This is a genomic window from Winogradskyella pelagia (genome assembly GCF_017581965.1).
Lineage (GTDB): Bacteria > Bacteroidota > Bacteroidia > Flavobacteriales > Flavobacteriaceae > Winogradskyella > Winogradskyella pelagia.
The window spans coordinates 22,063-46,568 of the sequence record NZ_JAGEVF010000015.1 but is presented as its reverse complement, the minus strand read 5'-3'; the positions used below and the strand labels follow the sequence as shown (position 1 = coordinate 46,568).

At 35.4% G+C, this 24,506-nt stretch carries 19 protein-coding genes; 16 read left to right on the top strand and 3 right to left on the bottom strand.

Annotated elements, in window-relative coordinates:
* Nucleotides 1-46 precede the first annotated feature (46 nt).
* The 3 genes from glmS to J4050_RS14485 are packed head-to-tail and all read right to left on the bottom strand — an operon-like array spanning nt 47 to nt 4,417.
* Nucleotides 47-1,894, bottom strand: a complete 1,848-nt coding sequence (gene glmS, locus J4050_RS14495) for a glutamine--fructose-6-phosphate transaminase (isomerizing) (RefSeq protein ID WP_208155318.1) — start codon at nt 1,892-1,894, stop codon at nt 47-49.
* 12 nt (nt 1,895-1,906) lie between these two features.
* Nucleotides 1,907-3,595: a BamH family beta-barrel-assembly machinery protein gene (bamH, locus tag J4050_RS14490; RefSeq protein WP_208155317.1), complete on the bottom strand. Its 1,689-nt coding sequence runs from the start codon at nt 3,593-3,595 to the stop codon at nt 1,907-1,909.
* A 9-nt stretch (nt 3,596-3,604) separates the two neighbouring features.
* On the bottom strand, nt 3,605-4,417 hold the full coding sequence (locus tag J4050_RS14485) for a glycogen/starch synthase (RefSeq protein WP_208155316.1): 813 nt from the start codon (nt 4,415-4,417) through the stop codon (nt 3,605-3,607).
* A gap of 107 nt (nt 4,418-4,524) precedes the next feature.
* Between J4050_RS14485 and panC the strand changes: the two genes are divergently transcribed.
* From panC to J4050_RS14405, 16 genes are all read left to right on the top strand, one after another.
* On the top strand, nt 4,525-5,376 hold the full coding sequence (gene panC / locus J4050_RS14480) for a pantoate--beta-alanine ligase (RefSeq protein WP_208155315.1): 852 nt from the start codon (nt 4,525-4,527) through the stop codon (nt 5,374-5,376).
* 13 nt (nt 5,377-5,389) lie between these two features.
* On the top strand, nt 5,390-5,740 hold the full coding sequence (gene panD, locus J4050_RS14475) for an aspartate 1-decarboxylase (protein ID WP_208155314.1): 351 nt from the start codon (nt 5,390-5,392) through the stop codon (nt 5,738-5,740).
* A gap of 4 nt (nt 5,741-5,744) precedes the next feature.
* Complete coding sequence (locus J4050_RS14470) at nt 5,745-6,698, top strand: lysylphosphatidylglycerol synthase transmembrane domain-containing protein (RefSeq protein WP_208155313.1); 954 nt, start codon at nt 5,745-5,747, stop codon at nt 6,696-6,698.
* A gap of 42 nt (nt 6,699-6,740) precedes the next feature.
* Nucleotides 6,741-7,889, top strand: a complete 1,149-nt coding sequence (locus tag J4050_RS14465; RefSeq protein WP_208155312.1) for an alpha/beta hydrolase — start codon at nt 6,741-6,743, stop codon at nt 7,887-7,889.
* Nucleotides 7,890-7,967: 78 nt separating this feature from the next.
* Nucleotides 7,968-9,143: an alpha/beta hydrolase gene (locus J4050_RS14460; protein WP_208155311.1), complete on the top strand. Its 1,176-nt coding sequence runs from the start codon at nt 7,968-7,970 to the stop codon at nt 9,141-9,143.
* Nucleotides 9,144-9,328: 185 nt separating this feature from the next.
* Complete coding sequence (gene radA / locus J4050_RS14455) at nt 9,329-10,687, top strand: DNA repair protein RadA (RefSeq protein ID WP_208155310.1); 1,359 nt, start codon at nt 9,329-9,331, stop codon at nt 10,685-10,687.
* Between the two features lie 258 nt (nt 10,688-10,945).
* Nucleotides 10,946-15,226 (top strand): DUF8693 domain-containing protein, encoded by a 4,281-nt coding sequence (locus J4050_RS14450; RefSeq protein ID WP_208155309.1) that lies wholly within the window; start codon nt 10,946-10,948, stop codon nt 15,224-15,226.
* Nucleotides 15,227-15,428: 202 nt separating this feature from the next.
* Entirely contained in the window at nt 15,429-16,001 is a 573-nt protein-coding gene (locus tag J4050_RS14445) for a Crp/Fnr family transcriptional regulator (RefSeq protein ID WP_208155308.1), read from the top strand.
* 192 nt (nt 16,002-16,193) lie between these two features.
* Nucleotides 16,194-19,598, top strand: a complete 3,405-nt coding sequence (gene ileS / locus J4050_RS14440) for an isoleucine--tRNA ligase (RefSeq protein WP_208155307.1) — start codon at nt 16,194-16,196, stop codon at nt 19,596-19,598.
* 4 nt (nt 19,599-19,602) lie between these two features.
* Complete coding sequence (locus tag J4050_RS14435) at nt 19,603-19,986, top strand: TraR/DksA family transcriptional regulator (protein WP_208155306.1); 384 nt, start codon at nt 19,603-19,605, stop codon at nt 19,984-19,986.
* 73 nt (nt 19,987-20,059) lie between these two features.
* Nucleotides 20,060-20,680: a DUF4097 family beta strand repeat-containing protein gene (locus J4050_RS14430; RefSeq protein ID WP_208155305.1), complete on the top strand. Its 621-nt coding sequence runs from the start codon at nt 20,060-20,062 to the stop codon at nt 20,678-20,680.
* Nucleotides 20,681-20,704: 24 nt separating this feature from the next.
* A complete protein-coding gene (locus J4050_RS14425) occupies nt 20,705-21,319 on the top strand; it encodes a lipoprotein signal peptidase (RefSeq protein WP_208155304.1) in 615 nt (204 codons plus the stop codon).
* Nucleotides 21,320-21,427: 108 nt separating this feature from the next.
* Nucleotides 21,428-21,736 (top strand): hypothetical protein, encoded by a 309-nt coding sequence (locus tag J4050_RS14420; RefSeq protein WP_208155303.1) that lies wholly within the window; start codon nt 21,428-21,430, stop codon nt 21,734-21,736.
* A 26-nt stretch (nt 21,737-21,762) separates the two neighbouring features.
* On the top strand, nt 21,763-21,942 hold the full coding sequence (locus tag J4050_RS14415; protein WP_208155302.1) for a hypothetical protein: 180 nt from the start codon (nt 21,763-21,765) through the stop codon (nt 21,940-21,942).
* Nucleotides 21,943-22,027: 85 nt separating this feature from the next.
* On the top strand, nt 22,028-23,887 hold the full coding sequence (locus tag J4050_RS14410; protein WP_208155301.1) for a sensor histidine kinase: 1,860 nt from the start codon (nt 22,028-22,030) through the stop codon (nt 23,885-23,887).
* Between the two features lie 13 nt (nt 23,888-23,900).
* Complete coding sequence (locus tag J4050_RS14405; protein WP_208155300.1) at nt 23,901-24,500, top strand: response regulator transcription factor; 600 nt, start codon at nt 23,901-23,903, stop codon at nt 24,498-24,500.
* Nucleotides 24,501-24,506: the final 6 nt, after the last annotated feature.

Sequence of the window (24,506 nt, the reverse complement as noted above, 5' to 3'; positions counted from 1 at the left end):
GAAATTCAAAATCCTAGGGCTTTTATTGAGAGTTAAATATATTGTTCTATTCCACAGTAACCGATTTAGCTAGGTTGCGTGGTTGATCTACGTTTTTATCTAGCATAACAGCAATATGGTAGGATAAAAGTTGAAGTGGAATTGTTGTTAATAATGGTGTTAAGCACTCTAGGGTTTCTGGCACCTCAATTACATGGTCTGCCAATTCTTTCACACTTTTATCTCCTTTAGTAACAATACCAATAATTTTTCCTTTTCTAGATTTAATTTCTTGGATATTGCTCACTACTTTTTCGTAATGCCCTTTTTTGGTAGCTATAACTACAACTGGCATTTGTTCATCAATAAGAGCGATAGGTCCGTGCTTCATCTCTGCAGCGGGATAACCCTCTGCATGGATATATGAAATTTCTTTAAGTTTTAAAGCACCTTCTAGAGCTACTGGGAAATTATAACCTCTGCCGAGATAAAGGAAGTTAGTAGCATCTTTATATATGTCGGCAATGGTTTGAACGTATCCGTCAGATTTCAAGGCTTCTTCTACTTTTGCAGGAATCATCTCTAGTTCAATTAGATGATGTCTGAATTCTGAACTTGAAATGGTGCCTTTAGCTCTAGCCAATCGTAAAGCCATTAATGTTAAAACTGTTATTTGGGTGGTGAACGCTTTTGTTGAGGCCACACCAATTTCTGGACCTGCGTGTGTGTATGCACCTGCGTCAGATTCTCTTGCAATTGATGATCCTACCACATTACAAACCCCAAAGACAAATGCACCTTTTGATTTGGCTAGTTTTATAGCAGCAAGAGTATCAGCCGTTTCACCCGATTGAGAAATAGCAATCACAACATCTTTTTCGGTTATTACAGGATTGCGATACCTAAATTCTGAAGCATATTCCACTTCAACAGGTATTCTAGCTAAGTCTTCGAAGATATATTCGGAAACAAGTCCTGCATGCCAGGAGGTGCCACATGCAACTACAATAATACGATCAGCTGCCAAGAACTTTTTCATGTTGTCTTCAACACCAACCATTTTTATAATGGCTTCATTGCTTAAGAGACGGCCTCTAAAGGTATCTAATATTGCACTGGGTTGCTCATAAATCTCTTTAAGCATAAAGTGGTCGTAGCCACCTTTTTCTATTTGTTCTAAGTTGAGCTGTAATTCTTGAATGTAAGGATCAACCAACCTATCGTCCTTAATTTTTCTAACCTTTACGCCTTTGCCTCTTCTAATAATGGCCATTTCTTCATCTTCGAGATAGATGGCGTTCTTAGTATACTCTATAAAAGGAGACGCATCACTAGCTATGAAGAACTCATCTTCACCGATTCCAATGGCCAGTGGGCTACCTAAACGAGCAACAACAATTTCATTAGGCTTATTCTTATCAAAAACAGCTATTGCATATGCTCCCACAACCTGATTAAGCGCAATCTGTACTGCTTTTCCAAGTTTAATATTTTCATTTTTCTTTACATCCTCAATTAAATTTACTAACACTTCAGTGTCTGTATCTGATGTAAAGGTGTAACCACGTTTTATAAGCTCTTTTTTAAGCGAGTCGTAATTTTCAATAATTCCATTATGAATTATGACGAGGTCACCAGAATTAGAGTAATGTGGGTGAGAATTGACGTCGTTAGGGACGCCATGTGTAGCCCAACGTGTATGACCAATGCCTAGACTTCCATTAGTAGTGATATCGCTCTCTAACTTTTCCTTAAGATCCGAGACCTTGCCTTTAGTCTTTGAAAGTTTTATATTCTTGCCATCGTACAAGGCAATACCAGCACTATCATAGCCTCTATACTCAAGCCTTTGAAGCCCTTTTATAACAATTGGATAGGCCTCACGATGGCCAATATATCCGACAATTCCACACATAGGTTAAAAGTTTTAATTATTTGGTTCTGCATAAAAGATTTCGAGATAAACTCGTTTACTTTCATCTTCTGTAGCATTACCGTGTAGTATAGTTCCTTTTGGGGACATCACAGAACTAATAGGAGCTGTAAGTTGAGAACCATCATTAACCAAAACGTTTTGTTGCGAATCATTTGTAGAAGGATTTTCTGAATTTACATTTAATGATACAGCTAATCCCAATTCTACATTGGTTGAATCCCTTAACAATAGGTTATTAATATGACTTGTTAATCTCAATTTATATTTTATGCCTTCCCCATTAGGTTCATCATCAACACGTTGCAATGGACCAAGATGAGATGTTTTGGATAACGAAGGTATACTATTATTAGTAAGGTCAAAGCTATAATCTGCTAAAGGTATCTTATTTTCGATATCATACACATATATGCGATCTGGCTCGTTACCAGTAACCATATCTTGATCAACATAGAATACCAGGTTAGCTTCGTTAATTAGACGTTTGCTAATCAGCTCTCCGTCTTCATTCTCTTCAACAAAGAAATTTTTGAATGTTTCAAACTCATTAAAGCCTGGTTCGTTATCCTCATTTTCTCCATTAAATAACTTTACTCTTGCCAATGATCCTTCTCCACCTTTTAAATAGATTCTAGTATCACCATTTTCAGGGTCACCTTCGTTAATTGGTAAGTTGAAGTTATTCTCATAAAAATTAGTGCGTATTGGGCCAAACTGAAGTGTGTACGTAGCCTGCTCTCTTTCATCGTCCTCATCTGTTTCGTCAGGAGTTAACCTATTATAGTATATGGTTATATTTGAATTTGCATTGCCCGGATTTAATATGACATAACTTCCTTCTCCAGAATTTTCTCCTAATTCAGCTTTAAAATACAAGCCTCTGAAATAATTATTGAAATTGCTTTGAGACGCTAAGACTGATTGCCCTTGTTCCTCAAATATTTTATCCGTCCAAAAATCAGGGTCTACCTTAATTCTTATACCTGGAGGTACACGCTGTACCAGCTCAGATTGGCCATCGTCATCATCATCTGCTTCGGTTAGGGTAAATCCTTCGTTAGAAATTTTTATCATGTTATCCCCTAAATGTGAAGTTTGAGTCCCCATAAGAAATTCAAGTTCTTCACCTTCAAGAGTTGCCTGGGAAATTTGTTCAGATAAAGATGCAGACTTATTTGAAAAATAAGGTTGATCTGAATTAAAGTCGCCATTAGGGTCAAAATCCCTTAGGAAATAGTTGCTTTCAAATATTCTTAATTTAATTGGATTGTCGTTAAATACAGAGTCTAGTCCATAAACTGGATTTCCATCGTCATCAAATTCTATGCTGCTCACAAAAAAGGGCAATGTTAATATTACGGAGTCTATTTCAGCTTCATCCCCAAATTCGGGAGCTGTTGTTGACAGGGTTAACTGACTTAAAAAATCAGCTTTTGTTGTCCCATAAATATCATTGTAAAAACCAAGACTATTCACGCTAAGGCCGTTTGTCTGCACTGGGCCTAATGGTTGTGTATATGAAACCACATCGTACAATTGGCTTTCTAAGTCAAAATTTGTAGCGTTTTCATTGGTGATAACATCAGACTCTAGGGTTATAAAATCCTTATCACATGCAATAAAACCAAAAGCAAGTAAGGTAAAACAAAGAAGTTGAAGGGCAAATTTATGTTTTTTCATGAATATATATTAGTTGCTTAATACCTGAGTGGTATAAAACTCAGTATATGGATCGGCAAAATCCTCAATAGAGTGATATTCGAGAACGGGCTTAGAGGATTCGTCGATATAGTCATTCAACTCTTTTGTTAACTCTTCTGAACCTTTTATAACAGCATCTGAATTATCAATGGCTATTTTCATTAAGTTATTGTAGTTAGGTTTTTCTAGAGATTTAATGACTTCTTTATCCAATCCGTCAAATAAAACTTTGTTGATCATTTTATTATCTAACGTGCCGTCGAAGCTTTGATTGTACACAGAAGTCACTATTTTGCTTTCTGTGAAAAGAGGCTCAGTTTTGTAATATTCCTTCAGATAAAGTGGTAATAATGAGGCAAGCCAACCATTAACATGGATAATGTCTGGAGCCCAATTTAGTTTTTTCACCGTTTCGATAACTCCTTTAGCAAAGAATATAGCACGTTCGTCATTGTCTGCAAATAATTTACCGTCCTCATCCGTTAAAGTGGCTTTGCGCTTAAAGTACTCTTCGTTATCAATAAAATACACCTGAATTCTCTCTTTAGGAATAGAGGCTACTTTAATAATCAAAGGCATATCTAAATCATTGATAACCAAATTTATTCCAGATAGGCGAATGACCTCGTGTAGCTGATGTCTTCTTTCGTTAATATTTCCAAACCGCGGCATAAATATTCGTATCTGTCCACCTTGTTTGTTTACCATTCTAGGAGCTTCAAATGACATTGAAGAAATTTCTGTTTCTGGTAAATAAGGAACCACTTCAGAAGACACATATAATATTCGTTTATCTTTCATAAATCAGCTACGTTTAAAATTTAAATGTAAAAACATGCAAAAGTACAAAATTTTGTGCAGATTGCCAGTAAAATATTATGTTTGCAGGCATTAAAATTAAAAGGAAGGTGCAAATATTTCATCATAAAAGTGAATTAAGAGACAGAATTGAGTCCTTGCGGCAAGAAGGTTTGGTAATTGGCTTTGTGCCAACTATGGGAGCGCTCCATATGGGTCACCTTTCTTTAGTGCAGAGGGCCTTAGATGATTCGCAATATGTGGTCGTTAGCATTTTTGTTAATCCTACTCAATTCAACAATAAAAAAGACCTCGAGACCTATCCAAGGACACTTGATGCTGATATTGCTCTTTTAAAAACCGTAGACTCCAAAAAAATATTGGTATATGCCCCTAAAGTGGTTGATATTTATGGGCAAACCCTCAAAACAGAAAGGTTTGATTTTGACGGATTAGATAATGTTATGGAAGGCGCTTATAGAGAAGGTCATTTTGATGGTGTTGGGACAATAGTAAAACGCCTTTTCGAAATCGTTAGACCAGATTGTGCTTTTTTTGGTGAAAAGGACTATCAGCAGCTGCTTATTATTAAGAGCCTTGTGAAAAAAACCAAACTGCCAGTAAAAATTATTGGATGTCCTATTTACAGAGAATTAGATGGCTTGGCAATGAGTTCTAGAAATACACGCCTATCTTTACAGCATAGATTGGCAGCTCCGTTTATTTATAAAACGCTAAAAACTGCCAAAGAAAAGTTTGGCACAAAAAGTGCTAAATATGTTACGGAATGGGTTGAAGATGAGTTTAAGTTGCAAGACTTATTAGATTTAGAATACGTCTTAATCGCTGATTCGGAAACCTTAAAACCAGTAAAAAGAAAATCAATAAAGAAGAGCTATAGAGTTTTTATTGCTGTATATGCTGGCGATGTTAGACTTATAGATAATATCGCATTAAATTAATTACCTTTGCCTCATGCAAATTCAAGTTGTAAAATCGAAAATTCATCGCGTTAAATGTACAGGCGCAGACCTAAATTATATAGGTAGTATTACAATTGATGAAGATCTTATGGATGCTGCAAATATCATTCAAGGAGAGAAAGTTCAGATTGTAAATAACGATAATGGTGAGCGTTTGGAGACCTACTGTATTCCCGGCCCTAGAAATAGCGGTGAAATAACATTAAACGGCGCTGCAGCTAGGAAAGTAGCTGTTGGTGATACGCTTATCCTTATTACGTATGCCTTTATGGATATGGAAAAGGCTAAAGTATTTAAGCCGTCATTAGTTTTCCCAGACGAAGCTACAAATCTTTTAAAATAGCCCATTGAGCAAACCTAAATCTATTCTAAAAATTGTACTACCCCTTCTTTTAGGTATAGTTTTAGTATGGTATTCGCTATCCCAGATATCCATACCCACTTTAATCCAATATTTTAAAAATGCCAATTATAGTTGGATTTTATTGGGAGCAGTATTGGGCGTTTTAAGTCATACCTCAAGAGCTTATAGATGGTTGTATATGGTTGAGCCATTAGGTTACAAGCCTAGATTTGGCAATAGTTTTATGGCAGTGTATTCTGCTTATCTCATAAACTTCACAATACCAAGAGCAGGAGAACTTGCAAGGGCTTCGATTCTTACAAATTATGAAAAAGTACCATTTGACAAAGGGATCGGAACCATTGTTGCTGAGCGTATAGCAGATACTTTAATGTTGTTGTTGGTAATACTTATCGCTTTATTCTTAGAATTTGAATTTATATACAATTTCTTCATTGAAAAGTTTAACCCACTTACTTTAATAATCGCCGGTTTAATTTTAATACTACTTGGTTTTGTTGGAATTATAATTTTAAGGCGTAGTACTAATGCTTACATTATTAGAATAAAAGGCTTCTTAAGTGGTTTGTTGGAAGGGCTTTTAAGCATTTTTAAAATGGAGAAAAAATGGGCATTCATTTTTCATACTGTTTTTATTTGGGGAATGTATGTATTAATGTTCTATGTAACCACCTTTGCTTTGCCAGAACTCAATGATATCTCTTTGGCTGCTGCGTTAATTGGTTTTATTTTAGCGAGCTTCAGTATTGCCGCAACCAATGGAGGTATAGGCTCATTTCCAGAAGCTGTTGTAATCGCATTTTTAGTATTTAATCTTCCTGAGGATCCAAGTAGGGCTTTTGGTTGGATTATGTGGTCTACCCAAACCCTTGTAATTATTATTCTTGGAGGATTATCTTTAATTTATCTTCCTATTTACAATAGAAAGAAGGTTTAGAAATATTTTTTACCTTGCTTTAACTTTTCAATTTAACTTATTATGAGGATTTTATATGTTTCCTTTTTCCTATGCTTTTGTTCAGTCAGCTTGTTTGCACAAGCAATTTATAAAACAATTGATTCTGATAAGTTAGAGCGAACCTGCGAATTAAAAATACAGTTGCCCAGAAATTATAATGCAGAAGAAAAGCGAACTTATCCATTAGTCGTTGTTTTAGATGGTGATTATTTGTTTGAGCCCATGGCCGGAAATATAGATTACCAAGCGTATTGGGAAGATATACCAGATTGTATACTAGTAGGAATAAATCAAGGCTTAACTAGAGAGAATGATTTCTTTTACGATGAAGACACCTTTTTCCCTGCGCACGATGGAGCTGATTTTTATGAATTCTTAGCTGCAGAATTGTTACCATTTATGGAAGAAAACTACAGTAGTTCTAACTTTAGGATTATTGTAGGGCATGATTTAAGCGCGAATTTCCTTAATTATTACCTTTTTAAAGATGTGCCTTTATTTAGGGCCTACATTGCCCTGAGTCCAGATTTGGCACCTCAAATGCAAAATAGGTTATTTGAAAGGCTCTCTTCCATTGAACAAGAAACTTTCTATTACATGGCAACCGCTGATGCCGATATTAAAGCGTTGAGAAATGCAATTATTGAATGCGATGCAAAACTAAAGACCATTGATAACGCTAAGTTGAGCTATAAGTTCGATAATTTTGAAGATGCTAGCCATTATTCTTTAGTTGGTCGTGGTATCCCAAAAGCGCTAAATGACATTTTTGCATTGTATAAACCAATTAATGGTAAAGAGTACAATGAAAAGATTCTCACCTATGAAGGTTCGCCTTTTGAGTATCTCACAAAAAAATACGATGATATAGAATATTTCTATGGCTTTGAAAAAAAGCTTATCGAGAATGATATTAGAGCCATTGCTGCCGCTTGTGATAAAAAAAATGACTTAGAATCACTGGAGAAGTTGGCGAAACTTGTTAAAAACGAGTTTCCAGAATCCATGCTAAGCTCTTATTACATGGGATTATATTATGAAAGGGAAGGTAATTTAAAGCGAGCGCTCCAGCGTTATAAATCTGGCTTATTATTAAAACCATCTCAATTTATAGATAAAGAGGTGATTCTAGAAAAAATGTATGATACCCAAGATGCTTTGAAGAATTGATTGCAGTTCATCGAAAATAATTTACAACTTAACGATATTTTAGTATGTTTGATATCCCAAATCTAAACCTACTGACTTATGAGAAAGACTATTCTGATAGTTTTTATCTTCTTATTGTCCATTCCTATATGTGCACAAATAAGCTACAAAGAAATAAAATCATCTCGGCTTAACACAACGCGACAGTTAAAAATTAAGTTGCCAAAGAATTACGATCCGTCTTCAGAAGTGCGGTATCCCCTCATAATTGTTTTCGATGGTGACTACTTGTTCGAACCAGTGGCAGGACAAGTAGATTTTCAGACCTATTTTGATGATATGCCAGGATCAATAATTGTTGGTATAGTTCAGGGTAATGAAAGGCGTTGGGATGGCTATTGCGATCAAGTCACAGGGCTTCCAAAGGAGTCTGGCTTGCGGTTCCATGAGTTCGTGGCAGATGAGCTCATCCCATATTTAGACGATAGATATAGCACTAGTAAATTTCGTGTAGCTGTGGGACACGACCTTATGGGTAACTTCATCAATTCCTACTTATTTAAGAAAGATCCTTTATTTAAGGCATACGTGAGTATAAGTCCGGATTTATCAGGTACGGTAAGAGACTATCTTGGCCAACGCTTGGAATTTTTTAAGGATGATATCTTTTATTATATGGCAACGGCAGATAATGACCTTCCATATATCAGAGAAGCAGTTTTAAATGCCAATAATCAGATAGCACAAGTAAAAAATCAGTATTTAACATATTACTTCGATGATTTCAAAAATGATAACCATTATACATTGGTTAGTAGTGCAATCGCTCGATCGTTCGATAAGATATTTGAATTGTACAAACCTCTGAGAGAAAAAGAACTAGAAGAGAAAGTACTAACCTATGGAGGTACTTTAGATAAATATTTAGTTGATCGCTATGACAGAATTGAAGAGCTTTTTGGTATAACAAAACTAATAACGGAAGAAGAAATACAAAAAGTTGTACTAGTTGCCAATCAAAGAAATGATTTAGAATCTTTAGAAAAGATAGGAAAATTAGCTAAGAAGTTAGATCCAACATCGCTTTTAGGCACTTATTATTTAGCGCAACACGCTGAGCAAATAGGCAAGATAAAGAAAGCGAAAAAGCTTTATGAATCTACGGTTGATCTCAATGATGTGGCTCATATAGATAGAAAATTTATTTTATCAAAAATAGAGGAGTTGTCTGTAACAGAATTAGATGAAGAAATAGAAGAGGATGAAGACAACTAAACGCAAAATACCGTCAACGGATTATTTTTTTGAGGCGCTTTTTAATAAGACTAAGGCGTTTTTCATTTCAAATATGCCTTCAAAATTAATAACCATCAAGGTTTTGACTTTCTTTCATTGGTTTAAAGACATCAACTAAAATTAATTAATTTAGCTTTCTCATTTTATACTCAGAAAGCTAAAAGATGGCTAAAGTAAAAACTACGTTTTACTGTCAAAATTGTGGAAGTCAATATGCCAAATGGCAAGGCCAGTGCACATCTTGCAAAGAATGGAATACCATCGTGGAAGAGGTTGTACAAAAACCAGAAAAAAACGATTGGAAATCTCAGTCCAATAGTACTAAAAGGATTTCCAAGCCTTTAAGAATTAATGAAATAGATACTACCCAAGAAACCAGGTATAATCTTTACGATGAAGAATTTAATCGTGTTTTAGGAGGCGGTTTGGTAAAAGGGTCTTTAACGCTTTTAGGAGGTGAGCCAGGTATTGGCAAAAGCACGTTACTGCTTCAAATTGCTTTAAAGTTAAATTATAAAACGCTTTACGTTTCTGGAGAAGAAAGCCAGAAACAAATAAAGATGCGGGCGGAGCGCATTAACCCTGCGACCTCCAATTGCTATATCCTTACTGAAACCAAAACTCAAAATATATTCAAACAAATAGAGTCCTTGAAGCCAGAAATCGTGGTTATTGATTCTATACAAACACTTCATAGTGAATATGTAGAATCTTCTGCGGGCAGCATTTCACAGATTAAAGAATGTACCACCGAACTCATTAAGTTTGCTAAAGAAACCGCAACACCAGTATTATTAATTGGTCATATTACTAAAGATGGTCATATAGCAGGGCCAAAAATTTTAGAACATATGGTAGATACCGTACTTCAATTTGAAGGAGATAGAAACCATGTGTTTAGAATCTTAAGAGCCCATAAAAATCGTTTTGGTTCTACTAATGAATTGGGTATATACGAAATGCAAGGCTCGGGTTTAAGAGAAGTTTCTAATCCCTCGGAGATTTTAATTTCAGAGAAGGACGGTGAATTATCTGGCCATGCTATTGCAGCCACATTAGAAGGTATAAGACCATTAATGATAGAGGTTCAAGCTTTAGTAAGTACAGCAGTTTATGGTACTCCTCAACGAAGCGCTACAGGATTCAATGCCAAAAGATTAAATATGCTTCTGGCTGTTTTAGAAAAGCGAGCAGGCTTTAGACTTGGAGCAAAAGATGTCTTTCTAAATATAACAGGTGGGATTACAGTTGATGATCCAGCTATTGATTTAGCAGTTGTTGCTGCAATTCTCTCTTCAAATGAAGATATTGCCTTGCCTAGTGATTATTGTTTTGCTGGTGAAGTAGGCTTGTCTGGAGAAATACGTCCAGTTCAGCGCATAGAACAGCGTATTTTGGAGGCTGAAAAACTAGGTTTTTCGACCATTTTTGTGTCTAAATACAATAAATTCAATCATACCACCACGGGTGTCAAAGTACAATTGCTGTCTAAAATTGAAGATTTAGTTTTGTTTATAAATTAAATTACTGAAATACAGTACTTTATTATAACTTTTAAATGTGTATTTCATCGTTCCAAGGCACACTTCGTCGGATAAAATATTCATTTAATCGAAAAAAAAGAACTTTTATCTTGTCAGTTAGTGTATATTTGTTTACACTTGAATGGAATTCTATTTTAGTTTATTAGACTTTCATTCAATTATCCCTCCTTAGAAATTCCATTGCACTAGAATTGTTTTTTAGTATGAGATTATAATAAGTCCCAACTATTATAGCTTATGTTAAAAAAATTACTTTTAGTTAAATTATGCTTTTTTACAGCAATTTTAACAGCGCAAACTAATGCGCCAAGCATCCAATCCGGTGTTTCCTTTCAATGGAGTGATGTCCAGACTGGTATAAATCAGCCAGCAACTATAGAAAGTATTACTGTCAATGGAAATGTCTATTTTTCTTTTGGAGTTCCTACGGCTTACGAACTTACTCAATTAGGTCCAAATGGACACCCTACGAATAACATTCTTGAAAACGGAATAAATGTTGAAACTTCTAGCGCTAGTCCAACATGGAATGCCACTGCATTAGAAGCGTTTCAATCCTTGAATCTCTTTTATTATTTTGAAGCTAACGGGAATGGCCAGAATATATGTGATGACTATACCGCTGAAGAAATAACCACTTCACAAAGATTTACCTTATTGTATGAAGATGGAATAGTTGCCAGTTCTAGTGGTGTAATTGCTGTGACAGAACAGAATGCCAATAACTGTTATCACATAGAATTTTTTGGAATTCCAGAAGATGGAGGGCCAGAACAATCCTTAGGGGAAACTTTTGTAAATCAAGCACCTACGCAATGGGGTTTTGGAGGCACAGGCACTGGTGGGCCAAATGGCCTAGGAACCCCTGGGGCTGTTAATCCACCACCCGTTGGGTCAGACTATTGGCTAAGTGACAGGGTCGTGAAAAACAGGGGGACATTAGGTATTGCCGTTTTTTATTTAGATGACATTGCGCCAACGGGATCTTTAATTACCAAGGCGACTTTAACTGCATCAACTATTGATAATGGTGATGGTAAAATGTTCATTTTAACACTCCCAGATCATGATAAGGACGGGATGAGTGATGTCGACGATTTAGACGATGATAATGATGGTATAAAAGATATCGATGAATCTGGTGGGATTAATCCGTCTGAAGATCACGATATCGATGGTACACCTAACTATATGGACCCAGACTTCTGTACATTGAATGCTTCGGGAATCTGTACCAATTTAGACTTCGATGCAGACGGCGTACCCAACCATTTCGATTTAGATAGTGATAACGATGGTATTACCGATGTTCTAGAATCTGGAGGGATAGATACAGATCCAGGTGTTTTTGGAGGATCAAATGATGGCAGAGCCTATGGCAGAGTTGGAGGTTTCCCTGCAACTCTCGGAATACCTTCTTCTGCAGGAACAGGTACTGTACCTGTAAACACAGATGGTTTGGTTGGCCCTAATTTTTTAGACTTAGACTCCGATAATGATGGTATACCAGATAATATTGAAGCCCAACGAACTTTAACTTATATTAGTCCAAGTGGTTTAGGTCCTGCTATTACTGATAGTGATGGAGACGGATTTGATGATGTTTTAGGTATTACTAGAGTGCCTGTTGACACCGATTTTGACAGAGTTTATGACTATGTTGACAATGACTCTGATAATGACGGAATACCAGATATAGAAGAAAATGGGATGGCTAACCTGCCATTAAATATAGACTTAGATAACGACGGACTAGATGATAATTTTGAAGGGTCAAACACCAATGATTCAAACGATGTCAATGATGAAATTGATAATCCAAGTGGCTCAGTTTTACCTGATACCGATGGTGACCTTACTTCTAGCGGAGATTTAGACTATCGTGATTTATTCAATGTTAATCCACCAGTGGTTGCTACTATAGATTTTGATGGAATCAATGATTATTTAAGTGGGAATAGTATTCTAAATAGTTTAGGCCAATTTACTGTAATGGCTTGGGTAAAGATTGATGCAAGTAATAGTGGTAATGCCATGGCAACAATACTAGGTGAAGGTAATTCAGCTAAGCTCTACGTGCAAAATGGAAATAAGTTAATGTTTACGATAAATACCGATACGGCAGGTACCCATACACTGAACGGAATAGAAGTAAGCTACAACGAATGGCACCACATTACTGGTGTATTTTCTAACGCCACGGGAGAATTTGCATTATTCATCGATGGCCAGTTGGAATCTCAGGTTACAGACCCTTCACTTATAGGCGCTACAATTGAAGATTCAGGGAGTTGGAATGGTAATTTTGAAGTTGGACGTCTATCTAGAGGTGTAACAAACAAGGAGTATTTTACTGGTAACATTGATGAAATTAGAGTTTTTGATATCCAATTAAGTGATGATCAAATCCAGCAAATGGTATATCAAGAAATTGAAGAGAGCTCGGGATATGTGAAAGGAAAAGTTGTGCCAAAACTAATTGAAGATAGGAGAACAGAAGCTCGGGTTTCATGGTCTAATTTATTGGCCTATTATCCTATGACTAACATAAAAAATAACACCACTTTAAATCATGCGAGTGGAATAAACACCTTGAATCTGATAAATATTACTACTGCTCAAGAACAAACAGCACCAATGCCTTACGAAACATCATCAAGTGGGTCTTGGAATAGCCAATCTACATGGTTACATGGTAATGTTTGGGATATAGAACAGATTAATACCAATAAAAGTTGGAGTATTGTAAATATCAAAAATGACGTATTTACAAACAGTTCGCATACTAATTTTGGTTTAATTATAGATGGCAATGAATCTTTAACCATAAACGGAGAAAACAAGATTGAAAACACTAGTTATCTAGAGTTAAACGGAACTTTAGACCTCCAAGGAGATTCACAATTAGTTCAAGCTATTACCAGTGATTTAGTGACTTCGTCCACAGGAAAAATATTGAGGAGACAAAAAGGCACACCAAGTCATTATTGGTATAACTACTGGGCTTCTCCAGTTGGAAGTGTAGGTATTTCAGCACTTACAGATAACAACGGAAACTCCAATAATTCCAACAATTCTGCATTTAAGTTAAATATGCTTAAAAAGCCAGACGGAAGTTTATTTGAATTTACAAGTTCATACCACCAATTAGGTATGATAAGCACATTCTGGACCTATACCTTTATTAATGGACTTACATATTATGATTGGGCATCGTTAAACCCTAATTCTTCAATTCAACCAGGTGTTGGCTATACGCAAAAAGGAACTGGAATTTCAGCTTCTGAACAGCAATATGTTTTTGAAGGAAAACCAAATAACGGAACCATTGAAATTTCTGTAACGGATGTTGGTGGAAGTGGTTCTGTCCCTTCGGAGTCTAAAACAGATTTTCTTTTGGGAAATCCTTATCCATCCGCCATAGATTTGCACCAATTTATCGATGATAATGAAGGCGTAATAGATGGTACTATTCAATTATGGCAGCAATGGAGTGGTAGTTCACACTATTTAGATGAATACAATGGTGGCTATGCACAAGTCAATAAGTTAGGAGCAACCAGAGCGTTTCAATTTGTTGGCCTTGAAGGGGATAATAATGGTAATCAAGATGGTACAAAAACACCTTCTCGCTATTTACCAGTTGGTCAAGGCTTTATTACTGAAATAGCGGCTAGTGGCACTGTCGTCTTCAAAAATAGTCAACGTCTTTTCATAAAAGAGTCTGATGCTGATGGCACCTACAATAACGGTTCTGTTTTCTTTAGAAACGGCTCAAATACGGAGTCTTCAAATTCAGACAATGCTAATTCAGAGGTAGGTGTGATGAGTAAAATCCGATTAGAGTTTAACTCTGTGGATGGTCCGCAAACAAGACGAGAATTACTATTAGGTTTCAGTGAATTTACTTCAGACGATTATGACTATGGTTATGAAGCAAAAAATGCTGCAAATAATGAAGATGATTTAAATTTAATTTTAGGGGATCAGTTAATGACCATGCAAGCCTATAGTGCTTTAAGGGAAGATAAAAGTGTAGCTTTGGCTTTAAACGCTTCAGGTTCTTACCAATATTCTATTAAGCTTACGCAAAGAGAAAATATTCCTGAGGATTTTCCAATCTATATAAAGGATAATTTAACGGGAGAATTTTTTGATTTAGCATCAAATAACCCATATGAATTTTCATCAGATCAAGGGCAATTCAATGATAGGTTAGAAATTGTATTTAGCAATGGAGATGACGAAGTACTATCCCAATTAGATGAAACTATTGAGGAACTTAAGCTGTATTATGCTTCAGGAAGACATAAAATTGTCATTTTGAACCCAAACAATTTAGAATTTGATTCATTAGAAATCATTAATGTCCTAGGACAAACAGTATATTCAACATCTAACTTATTTAGCCAAACGTATAGCGAGTATCAATTAACAAACCTGACTTCAGGGAATTATATTGTAAGATTACAAACTTCAACAAAACAAGTTTTAATAAAGAAGATAATAGTCAATTAAGGCTCAATACGTATTTAAAAAATACTGATTTTGTTATATTAAAAGGTGTTAACACTTTAAGGAATCTAAGTCATTGAGATTCGATTTTTTTAATCAGGAACTTCAAACCGGTTCATAAACCTAATCCAAAAGTTATTTTTAATAATCATTAGGAAAATCAAAAAGATTTTTAGAATTTGAAGCATACTTTTTAATACTTTACATGGAAGACCCTAACTATGATTTTTTAAAATCAAAATTCCATGTTTCTAAGGAAACCTATTTTATTTTACGCCGAATGGCAAAAGGGCGAAAATTGAAAACGGGTGAAACCCTTGTGGAACAAGGACGAAAAAGCCGGAAGGTAGCCTTCCTTGTTTCAGGCTTAATGCGTGCTTTTAATACGTTAGAAACTGGTAAGGAGATTACAAAAAATATATTCACACCAATTAGTTTTGTCGGCGCATTCTCCTCAATAGTTAAAGACGAGCCTTCTAAGTTTTGCTATGAAGCATTGACAGAAGCAGTAATTTTTGAATTAGATTTACACGACTTTAAGGCAATTGCCGAAAAGAATATAGACGTTAGTAACTTATACAACCGTATTTTAGAACAGATATTCATCATTTATGAGAAAAAACTCATAGAAGATATGACATTGAACGCCACAGAGCGTTATACGAGATTGAAGGATAAGATTCCTATGATAGATGATTTAATCCCTCAATATCAAATAGCTTCCTACTTAAACATCTCTCCTGTACAGTTAAGTAGAATACGAAAATCACTTTTATAGGATTAACATATGTTAATTTTTTACTCAGATTAATCGACTATTTTTGATATGAGATTAATTTTTTTACAAACCAAGATTAATTAGTAGCCCTAACGGAAAAAGCAAACCTAATACGTTTGCTTTTTTTCTGTTTTAAACCCATCCTTTAAACATAAATTCTTAATTTCGCGACTCGACAAGAATTGCGATAATATGAGCACAAAGTTCACTGAATATAAAGGACTTAACCTGCCTAAGGTGGCCGAAGAAATTCTAGGCTATTGGCAAGAGCAAAATATATTTTCTAAAAGCGTTACTACTCGAGAAGGTAACGAACCCTTTGTGTTTTTTGAGGGACCGCCTTCAGCAAATGGATTACCCGGAGTTCATCATGTATTAGCACGCGCTATTAAAGATATCTTCCCAAGATATAAAACCATGAAAGGTTTTCAGGTAAAGCGCAAAGCGGGATGGGACACACATGGGTTGCCGATAGAACTTGGCGTAGAGAAAGAACTCGGTATAACCAAAGAAGATATTGGAACAAGAATTTCCATCGAAGCATATAATGAAGCGTGTAAAAAAGCGGTAATGCGCTACACGGATGTTTGGAACGACCTTACACAAAAAATGGGCTATTGGGTAGATATGGATGATCCATACATTACTTACAAATCCAAATACATGGAGAGTGTATGGTGGCTACTCAAACAGATTTATGATAAAGATTTGTTGTATAAAGGTTATACTATTCAGCCTTACTCTCCAAAAGCAGGGACTGGTCTTAGCTCCCACGAGTTAAATCAGCCAGGCACTTATCAAGATGTCACGGACACTACAGTTGTAGCACAGTTTAAGGCTATAGAAAGTACGTTACCAGAATTTCTTAAAAATGAAGGTGATGTACATTTCTTAGCATGGACAACAACACCATGGACCTTGCCAAGTAACACGGCATTAACAGTTGGGCCTAAGATTGATTATGTCCTTGTGGAGTCTTACAATCAATATACTTTTGAACCAATAAAAGTAGTGTTAGCTAAAAATTTGGTAAGCAAACAATTCGTTGGAAAATTTGTCGAGGTTGCTACTAAAGAAGAACTCTTAGACTATAATGCACGCGATAAAAAGATACCATTTACTATTTTAAAGGAATTTAAAGGTGTAGACTTAGTTGGTATAAAATACGAGCAGTTGCTTAATTATGCTCTTCCGAATGATAATCCAGAAAATGCCTTTAGAATCATTTCTGGAGACTTCGTCACAACTGAAGATGGTACAGGGATTGTTCATACAGCACCTACTTTTGGAGCAGATGATGCTCTGGTAGCCAAACAGGCAAAGCCAGAAATACCACCAATGCTCGTTAAAGATGATAATGACAATTTGGTGCCATTGGTTGATTTACAAGGCCGCTTTAGACCAGAGCTTGAGGAGCTAGCAGGGAAGTATGTAAAGAATGAGTACTATGCCGAAGGCGAGGCTCCTGAAAAGTCAGTGGATGTTGAGTTGGCCATTAAATTGAAAATTGAAAACAAGGCCTTTAAGGTAGAAAAGTACAAACACAGTTATCCAAACTGTTGGAGAACCGATAAACCTATATTGTATTATCCACTAGATTCGTGGTTTATAAAAGTTACAAAAGTTAAGGAACGAATGGTCGCCCTTAACGATACCATTAATTGGAAGCCAAAATCAACAGGTACAGGACGTTTTGGCAATTGGTTGGCTAATGCTAATGACTGGAATTTGTCGCGTTCGCGATTTTGGGGAATTCCCCTTCCGATATGGCGTACAGAAGATGGTAAAGAACAAACCTGTATTGGCTCTGTAGAAGAATTAAAAGCTGAGATGAAAAAATCTGTGGATGCTGGATTTATGGCTGAAGATATTTTTGCAGATTTCGAAGTCGGTAATTTGTCTGAAGAAAACTACGATACTATTGATTTACATAAGAATGTAGTTGATAAAATTATATTGGTTTCAGAATCTGGCCAACCCATGAAACGCGAGAGTGATTTAATTGACGTTTGGTTCGATTCTGGCTCAATGCCATACGCGCAGTGGCATTACCCTTTTGAAAACAAGGAATTGATTGATGGTAATAAGGCATTTCCTGCAGATTTTATTGCAGAAGGTGTTGACCAAACTCGAGGGTGGTTTTACACTCTACACGCCATCGGTACCATGGTGTTTGATTCTGTCGCTTACAAAAATGTTGTTTCCAACGGATTAGTATTAGACAAAAATGGTCAAAAAATGTCTAAACGTTTGGGCAATGCCGCTGATCCTTTTGAAACTTTGGGCAAATACGGAGCAGATGCCACTCGGTGGTATATGATTATGAACGCCAATCCGTGGGATAACTTAAAATTTGATAGTGATGGTATTGAAGAGGTAAGTAGAAAGTTCTTTGGAACTCTCTATAATACCTATTCCTTCTTTAGCCTTTATACCAATATTGATGGGTTTAATTACAAAGAAGCTGATATACCAATTGAAGAAAGACCAGAAATAGACCGTTGGATTCTGTCCGAATTACATACGCTCATCAAAAAGGTTGATGACTACTATGCAGATTACGAACCAACTAAGGCAGCAAGGGCAATATCTAGCTTTACGCAAGATTATCTCAGTAATTGGTATGTTCGTTTAAGCAGAAGACGTTTTTGGAAAGGCGATTACCAAAAAGATAAGATTTCTGCATATCAAACACTATATACTTGCATGCAAACCTTGGCTAAGTTGGGTGCGCCTATTGCACCTTTCTTCATGGACAGATTGTACCTTGATTTAAATGCGGTGACTCGTAAGGAAACTTTTGAAAGTGTACACCTTGCAGAATTTCCTACGGCCAATGATATGTACATAGATAAAGTATTAGAACGAAAAATGGAGAATGCACAGACCATTTCGTCCTTGGTGCTTTCGTTGCGTGCTAAAGAAAAAATTAAGGTCCGCCAGCCACTACAGAAAATAATGATTCCTGTTGATAATAATCAGCAAAAGGAACAAATTGAAGCAGTTGCAGACTTAATAAAGCACGAAGTCAATATAAAAGAGATAGAACTTCTAGAAGATGCTTCAGATATTTTGGTAAAACAAATTAAGCCGAATTTCAAGGTTTTGGGGCCACGTTTCGGTAAGGATATGAAGTTTATTGCTAAAGAGATATCTACCTTAGAGATGCCAGATATCAAAAAAATTGAGCAAAATGGCAGTTTGGAGATGGAAGTTAATGGAAAAAAGATTACTTTAGAATTGGAAGATGTAGAAATAACATCACAAGATATTGAGGGATGGCTCGTTGCAAATGAAGGCGCATTAACTGTAGCTCTAGATGTAACACTAACCGATGAATTACGCGAAGAAGGTATTGCTCGTGAGCTCGTAAACCGGATTCAAAATTTACGTAAGGATTCAGGATTTGAAGTTACAGATAGAATAGATGTACAGCTGCAAAAAGATGCACAAATAACTAGAGCTATTGCCTCGAACGAGACTTATATAAAGTCTGAGACCTTAACCGAAGAATTACAAATTATGGACACCGTAAACAATGGTATAGAAATTGCTTTTGACGAAGTCAATACCAAATTGTTTATACAAAAACATTAATGCCATGGCAACAGAAACAAACAACAGATATTCAGATAAGGATTTAGAGGAGTTTAAAGCCCTTATCCAAGAGAAAATAAACAAAGCAGAGCACGATTTAGAGTTGATAAAAAGCGCTTATATGAATGACCATAATAATGGAACGGACGATACCTCACCCACATTTAAAGCGTTTGAAGAAGGTAGTGCAACTATGAGTAAAGAAGCTAATTCGGCATTGGCAATTCGCCAAGAGAAATTTATTCGTGATCTTAAAAACGCAATGATCAGAATTGAAAATAAAACCTACGGTGTATGCCGTGTAACTGGGAAGTTAATTAAGAAAGAACGCCTAAAGTTAGTGCCGCATGCTACTTTAAGTATTGAGGCCAAAAATATGCAGAAGTAGCCTCTCTTAATACAGAGAACTATTTCTAAATTGAAATTATATTTTGTTTACTTATAACACAACCAAGCCTTGGATGCTATATGTCAAGGCTTTTTTTCTTGTCTTGTATTGCAGTATTGCTAAATCACAGAATAGTACTGAACAGATAATATCTTCAGAATCTATTAAAGATGTTGTAATAGACGGTAACCAAATATTTAAAATAGATATTATTACCCACGATTTACCGGAAATACGATTACAATCTCAAATCGATGGAGAATACTTGGAGTTCTTTCAGATTACTAAAACTATTAAAAACGGAGCAATAAATATTCAACTGGAAGAAAACCCTGTTATATCAATACCCGACGACAAAAGAAATGCCCATAAAGTAGTCGCAGCAAAATTATTATTAACTATTCCAAATGGACTAAACCTTAATATCGTAAGTGATATAGGTTCTGTTTCTTTAACCGGAAGATTTGATGTTCTTTCCATACAGCTGCTCGAAGGATTTTGTGAGATTGAAGGGACTGCCTTAAAATCTACTATAAATACAATAGAAGGTAATATTTCTATTAAGACATCCAAGGGTAAGGTAATAGCCGAGACACGCTATGGAAAATTAGCCTTAGCCAGTTTTAATAATAAAGATGAGGTTTGGCGTTTGAAATCAATAAACGGTGATATTACCGTAACTAAAAAAAATTAAAAGTTACTTTTGCCAAGTTATATAATGTCTTTAAAAAAGCCTATCATCCTCATTATTCTTATTCTCTTGTTAGATCAAGTGAGCAAAATATATATTAAGACACATTTTTCGCTCAATGAGGATATAGAAGTTTTTTCGTGGTTCAAAATTGCCTTTGTAGAAAACGATGGTATGGCTTGGGGAACAAAACTGAGTGACGTCTTTCCATTTATTTCTGATAGTAAAGCCAAACTTATACTCACATTATTCAGAATTATCGCTGTAACAGGCATTGGTTTTTGGCTTTATAACGTGATTAATAATAAGAAGTCTAAAACCTTGATATTTGCTATCTCAATGATATTTGCTGGAGCTTTAGGTAATATTCTAGATTCTGTATTCTACGGAAGACTGTTTAGTGATAGTCTTGGTGAAGTAGCAACCTTTTTACCTAAAGAAGGTGGCTATGCACCAGTATTTTATGGTAAGGTTGTGGACATGCTCCATTTTCCTATCTGGAGCGGCATACTGCCAGAGGGCTTGCCTATCATTGGAGGGAAGTACTTTTCTTTTTTTGATCCAGTTTTTAACCTTGCAGATGTTGCCATAAGTTCTGGTATTGGAATTCTGTTGTTCTTTAATAAGCGGGCTTTTAAATAAGATTAATAAAGAAAATATGTAGTAATTATCTAAGAATCACCCATATGGGCGTATGATTAAAGATATCGTTTATCGAGATTTGACCATATAATCCAAAAGCCATTAATCATGCAAGTTACTATCATTTTTGAAGACTTAAATCTCTCCGCTTTAGGTCTTAGCGCATCTTCCCGCAAATCACTAAGAAAAAGTCTTAAGCTAAGAATTTCGAAAAACCTGCAAATCTACTCCATCTTAATTCTTCTCGGTATTCTCTGTTTTCTATTTAGAATGCTCGTGCCTGGTATTATTGTAATAACAATTTCTACCTTGTGGTATGGGTTGCTATCCTATTTTAAAAATGCTTTTAGTATGGAAATTAAGTTTTCTGATGATGACGCCTTAGAAGAAATAGTCAAGAAAGATCTATACAATTAGGCAAAAAATCCCCTTCAATTAACAACATGAATAGCAACAATAAGTTCACAGAATTGGCCATAGATCATCATCTGACCTTAAGCCAACTCGCTCAAGATCTTTTGGAAATTGACAAGAAACTAGAAAAGGTTAATTCTAACAGAGATCCTGATTCTAAATATGTTAGTGCTAAGATCCTTAACCTATTTATAAAATTATTAGTTTAAACAAATCAAATTTAATCTAACTATGACATCTATAATTTCCAAGATTTCTTTGATAAGTATTCTTATTTCTCTTACATGCATTAGCATGCAAAAGCTAAATGCTCAAAAGTCCATGGAGAATAAAGAGACTAAGGACACGATTAATAGTTTACTGGACCTTACATGGAAGTTAAAATCGACACAACCAGACAGGGGATTGGAAATTTTAAGTCGAATAGATTCTATCAACGGTAAGTTAGTTGCCAAGTTTAAAGAAGATGTAGTTTGGTATTATTATGGAATTTTATACCGATATACTAACAAATTTGATTTAAGCGAATCCTATTTCAATAAATATGAAGCTCATCATAAACAGATGGGTAACAAACGAAAGTTGGCCGCTGTTAATTTAGCTAAGTCCAACATGTTCTCAGATTTTGGTAATTATGAGAAAAGTGCAGAGGCCGTGGCATATGCCTTAAAAATGTATGAGGAAATTTCTGATACTGTTGGGGCGATAATTACTAGAAACAAATTAGGGTATCTTCTATCAGAAATAAAACAATATGAGGAGGCGCTTCAATATCTAAATGATGCAGCCAAGCTTGCTAAACGTATAGGTAGGAAAGACCAAGAGGCTAATGCTTATACCAACAAGGCTATTATTTTTCAAGAAAAAGGCCAATTAGATTCAGCCCTGATACTTTATACCAAAGCCTACAAAATTGGGGAAATTATTGCAGATGACTATTCAAAGTTTAATAACCGGTATAATATGTCGTCTATCCATCAACAAATGAAAAGGATGGATTCAGCCACCTACTACGGCCAAAAAACAATAGATTTATCTGAGCAGATGAGCGTTCCCTCGATAACTATAGTGGCAAAAAGATTAATGACCGATCTTCAAATGGACCAAGGCAATATTGACCAAGCTATAAAGATTTTTGAAAGTATTAGCACTAATGAAATGAAAGCCTTAGGTCTTAGGGATAAAATTCAGAATTATACTGTTGCAACTAAAGCTTATAAAAAGCGTAGAAATTTCAAAAAGGCCTTTGAAAATCTGGAAAAACTAAAATTGTTATCTGACAGTCTTACAGGTGTTCAATCTAGAAACAGAATAAATGAATTAGAGATAATTTATCAATCAGAGAAGAAAGAGAAACAAATCGAACTTTTGGATTTGCAGAATCAAAACGCTCAACTTCTTATTAGCAGAAAGAACAGAACCATTTTAATTGGAGGAATTGCGTTAGGCTGTATCCTTGTTCTAAGTATTATTTTATATGCTATAATCAGAAAGTATCTCAGACAAAAAAAGATACTGGCTATTGCCCTAGAAGAGAAAAGCCTATTGTTAAAAGAAATACATCATCGGGTAAAAAATAATTTGCAATTAGTTTCAAGTTTACTCACTTTACAAGGGCAATCTATTACAGATAATGTGGCACTTGAGGCCATTAACGAAGGTAAAAGTCGTGTAAGATCTATGGCGCTTATTCACCAAGATTTATATCAAACAGAAGATATAACGGCAGTTAGTGCTCAAGATTATCTTAAAAAATTATGCAGTGAACTTTTCGATGCCTATAACATAGATAAAGATAAAATTACCTTATCTACCAAAATAGAACCCTTGCAAATAGATGTAGATTCTTTAATACCCATTGGATTAATTATTAATGAATTAATAACCAATTCATTGAAATATGCATTTAAACCTGGTGATGAGGGAAGAATTCAAATACAACTAGAGGAAGAGGAAAATAAGCTCAAATTGCTTGTGGCTGATAATGGTTCTGGATATGATATAGATGACGTGAACTCACATTCATTCGGTAATAAATTAATCAAGTCATTAATTCTTCAATTAGATGGCGAATTAACAATTGATAGTGCAAACGGAACAAGAGTTAATGTGGCATTTAAGGATTACAAAGTTTCTAGAAAATCTAAAAACTAACTATCTTAGAAATATGAAAGCCAAAATTTTAATTGTTGAGGACGAAGGGCTAATTGCCGAAGATATTAAATATCAGTTGGAGGAGCTTGGGCATACCGTTTTTGGTATTGTCATGAATGGGGACCGTGCTTTGGACGCTATAGCTAACCCAAATTTGGACCTAGTACTCTTGGATATTAATATTAAAGGCAGTCTGTCTGGAATTGATTTGGCTAAAATCATTAAAGAAAAATATAAAATACCATATGTCTTCCTCACGGCGTCCACCGATGATGAGACACTCAATAAAGCGAAAAACACCTTGCCGTATGGTTATATTGTAAAGCCATTTAATAAACTTGATTTAAAAGTAAACATAGATGTTGCATTACATAAGTTTAACTCAGAAAAGGAGAAGCTTACTTTAAGCCGTAATTACGTGCTGGAGAAGTTTAATATTCCCTTGTCAGATCGTGAGTTCGATTTGTTAAAGGCTTTTGTAACTGGATTATCTTATAAAGAAGCTGCTGAAAAACTACACATAAGTGTTAATACTGTTAAGAGTTATCAGAAACGTATCTATCAATTATTCGATGTAAGTTCAAAAGTTGAGTTAATTAAGAAAGTAGGATAAAAATCT